The organism is Muriicola sp. E247, from assembly GCF_041358175.1.
Lineage (GTDB): Bacteria > Bacteroidota > Bacteroidia > Flavobacteriales > Flavobacteriaceae > Muriicola.
Genome location: NZ_JBGKBE010000022.1, coordinates 1 through 3,121, shown reverse-complemented (window position 1 = coordinate 3,121; position 3,121 = coordinate 1). Strand labels below are relative to the sequence as shown.

General features: G+C 33.4%; 3 protein-coding genes. All 3 read left to right on the top strand.

Features of this window, described 5'->3' with window-relative positions:
• Nucleotides 1-111: 111 nt before the first annotated feature.
• Nucleotides 112-1,125 carry a tetratricopeptide repeat protein gene (locus ACA086_RS14835; RefSeq protein WP_371004128.1) on the top strand — a complete coding sequence of 338 codons (1,014 nt, stop codon included), beginning with the start codon at nucleotides 112-114 and terminating at the stop codon, nucleotides 1,123-1,125.
• Nucleotides 1,126-1,285: 160 nt separating this feature from the next.
• Nucleotides 1,286-2,173, top strand: a complete 888-nt coding sequence (locus ACA086_RS14830; RefSeq protein WP_371004127.1) for a hypothetical protein — start codon at nucleotides 1,286-1,288, stop codon at nucleotides 2,171-2,173.
• A gap of 118 nt (nucleotides 2,174-2,291) precedes the next feature.
• Nucleotides 2,292-2,777, top strand: coding sequence for a hypothetical protein (locus tag ACA086_RS14825; protein WP_369749681.1), 486 nt, complete (start codon nucleotides 2,292-2,294; stop codon nucleotides 2,775-2,777).
• Nucleotides 2,778-3,121 lie beyond the last annotated feature (344 nt).

Below are 3,121 nucleotides of genomic sequence, written 5' to 3'. Positions count from 1 at the left end.
GCGCCTTTCCCTCGCTAATCTTTTCCGGAAAGCCCGGAAAACCAACCGCGGGCACAACGCCGTAAAGCAGCGCCGAACGCATAGCCAGGGCCGTTATGCCCCATTTAAGAAATGACAGCAACAACAGAAATAGAGCTTAAAGATTTGATTGACAAACTCAAGGGCACTCCTAAAAACCTTGACTTGATTAATAGAATAGCAATTGGATATTTTGAAAATCCTTCCATGTTGACAGATAATGAGGATTTGAAACATTTTGAATTGGCTTATTCGACAAAAAAGACGATTAAATCAACTCATAACCTAGCATGGTATCTTTACTTTGAGTGGGGAGAAGAAAATAGAGCGATTGAAATTCAAAAACAAATAATAAAACAAAAACCAAAATCCTATTTGCCATATTATTTGCTTGGTTTCATGTTGTTGGAAAAAGAGGATTATAAAAATGCTTTGGAAAATTTGCTGATTGCAAAGGAAAAATCCGACCGAAGAGATATTTTACACAATATCGGATTTTGCTACTTTAAATTAGGTGATTTAAAAACTTCACGAGATTATTTTAAAATCGCAAATACCGAATTTGATTTTGAATTTAGAAGTGCTTTTAACCAAGCAGTTTTGGATTTTCAATTGCAAGACACTGTAAGTACAAGAAAATTAGCTGATAGACTTTTCCAAAATATTGAGAACAATTCAGCTTCCATGATTGGGGGCTACGAAACTGGATTACTATATTTCATGACAGGTGATTTTGACAAAGCAACGGAATCGCTTATAAAACAAGGAATAGACGGAGTTGATTTGACTGATTGGAAGGAATTGTCTTATTCTTTATTTGTAAGCGATAGTAAAAAGTGGATTTCTCAACATCAAAAAATGATTTCGGAAAGAGAAAGCTGGATAGTTGAGATTAACACAAAACCTGATGAATGGGATTTTGATTCAGAACAAGAAAAGAATGAAAGATTAAGTGAGCTAAAAAATGAGATTAAGAATATAAACGAGTTGATTTCAAAAGGGATTTCAAAACCCGATGTGGATTTAAGCGAAAATGTCTGGATTGAACCATGTGGTTGTCTGCTTTTCGATTGTAAAAGACATGAAAATCAACCTGATGATGAATAAAAAAGGGGCATAACAATGTATATACAAAATAGGCGAAATAGCAGTAAATTCAAGGGTTGTAGCCCGCTTCAAAATTGTAACGGGTTGATAAGTTTGAAGCCCGCAATCGCCTACTTTGCATATACTAAACGTTGTGTTTAATTTTGAAAAAATCGAAAACTTGAAAAAAATCAATGCTTTAATTCTTTTCTTGATATCCTATAACCTTTTAGGTCAACAGAATATTCATAATCAAAATCCTAACACTCTTGTAGAATTTTCAACCGTTAAAAATTATTTTGATGAGCTTGAAAATTTAAATAATAAAAAATCAGATGTAATTGTAAATTCTGCAACACCTGGTTATTTACTTTTAGTCAAAAACACTGGAGTATTCAGAAAAATTCCGCCAGAAAAAATCAAAAAACTAGAAGGAGTTTTTAAATCATTTGACTTCAAATTTAAGGTTGAAGACTTATTTGAAAATGAAGCTTTAATCAAAACCGAAGATGGAGAATATTGGTTTCCTATTCAAAAGAGTCTAGAAGCTTTTTGGAAAGAAGAACTTACAACAAGTGATTGTGCTTTAATATACATTAGGGCTTATGGCTCAACTAATGATAAAGAATCTAATAAATGGTTATTTACAATTAATTCTTTCAATGCAAACTTTTATGATGGACTTTGGGAAGAGGCCTTAAATAGCTTCAATAGTAATGAACCATCCAATGGACTAAATTGTTTATACAAGTTAATTGAATTAGAACCAGAAGATGGAAGAAACTATTCCATGTTAGGATATTACTACTACGATCAAGGATTTCCTTCAAAAATAGAGTTATTAAAAAAAGCCGATTCATTGTATTCGAAAGCAATTGAATTATCCCCACAATATAGTTATGTGTATTATCAAAAAGCACTTACGAAACTACAGCTATCAGAATATGTAGAAGCTTGGTATAATATAGATCTCGCTAGAAAACTTGGAGAGGAGAATATTGAAAATAAAAAATTAATAGAGTTGGAGAATAAACTTTCTTATAAAGAGTATTTGAAAACAAAAAACTAAACACAACAACGGCTATAACTCATGGCTTATCGCTTGGCCGTTTTTTCCTATTTTTAAAGAAACAAAAAAACGTCTGACGCTTGCCACGAAGTCATAGCCAGAACCGTTGGCAAACATTATGATAAAACATCTTCTTTCTATTTTATTTCTCCTCATTAGTCATAGCGTTTCAGCTCAAACTAAATCAACTGAAAATGAAATTTTGATTGACAATTTGTCTAAATTAAAAACACTGGCAGAGGAGTTAAGCATCTCTAATCTTGCTACTGATATTCTTCCTTGGTATGTTAAGAAAGATAAGGATAGCATATCCCAAAAATTGAATTCGTTTCGACTAGATCTTCAAAGATCAAAGGATTCTGTGGAGTACTACTTACAGCCCTCTTTTACTGAAGGAGGGACGCATGCAATACGATTTGTTTACAATGACGATACGCCTCACTCAAGTATTTTTGTTGAATTTGCAGAAAAAGATACAATAGCAAATATTATTCATATCGACGATTGGCGTTTAACTCAAAAAGTCGTCAAGGAAAATAAATCTCAGAGTAAAGGGGTTTGGGATATTCCACCACCACCATTGCCTCCCATTATAAAGAATTAACGTTTGCCAACAACGGCTATAATTCATTTTGGCTAAACCCAACTTCAAATATTTAACCTATTTTTAGAACTAAGAACCAGGCTAAAGGCTAAACCTGGCAGCTCGCCTTGCCCTCGTTAATTTTTCCAAACAAGGTTTGGAAACCCAACGCTGGGCTCGCTGCTAAGACAAAACGAAATCATAGCCAAGACCGTTAGGTAACATTAAATAATGAAGAAAACATTTACCAAAAAGGTGATTCGTGATTTCCTAATTGCAGGTAGTATATCCTCTTTGGCAATGACAGGGTTAGATTTGCTTGCTGGAGAAGAATTTAACCACTGGAAATTCATTTTCTATTTTTT